The organism is Ralstonia sp. TCR112 (assembly GCF_007997035.1).
GTDB classification, from domain to species: Bacteria; Pseudomonadota; Gammaproteobacteria; order Burkholderiales; family Burkholderiaceae; genus Ralstonia; species Ralstonia edaphi.
Genome location: NZ_VOSS01000162.1, coordinates 1 through 529 on the forward strand (window position 1 = coordinate 1; position 529 = coordinate 529).

Annotated in this window: 1 protein-coding gene; it reads right to left on the minus strand. The window is 66.5% G+C overall.

The features are described 5' to 3' along the window. Positions 1–19 precede the first annotated feature (19 nt). On the minus strand, positions 20–529 hold a 510-nt coding region (locus tag FUT88_RS24820; protein WP_147219182.1), incomplete at its 5' end, for an ABC transporter permease subunit.

Consider the following 529-nt stretch of genomic DNA (forward strand, 5'->3'; position numbering starts at 1 on the left):
GGCAGTTTCTGAGTCGCGGCTAGCTGCGGCCCTTCCAGGGCACCACGCGCGCTTCGATGGCGCGCATGGCCAAGTCGAACGCCCATGCAATCGCGCCGATCAGCACGATGCCCATCACCACGAGGTCGGTGCGCAGAAAGCTCGACGCATTGAGCACCATCTGCCCCACGCCCACGGTGGCCGCCACCATTTCCGCCGCCACCAGCGTGGTCCAGCCGAAGCCGATGGCGATGCGCAAGCCCGTCAGGATCTCGGGCAGCGCGGCCGGCAGGATCACATGTCGCACCACCTGCGTGAAGCTCGCGCCAAGCGCATACGCGGCGTTGATCTGCTCAAGCGTGGCGCTGCGCACGCCTGCACGCGCGGCCATGGCAATCGGTGCGAAGCAGGCAAGATAGATGACGACAATCTTGGCGCGCTCATCAATGCCCAGCCAGATGACCACGAGCGGCAGGTATGCCAGCGGCGGCAGCGGGCGATAGAACTCGATGGGTGGATCCAGCAAGCCGCGCGCGGTGCGGGAAACGCC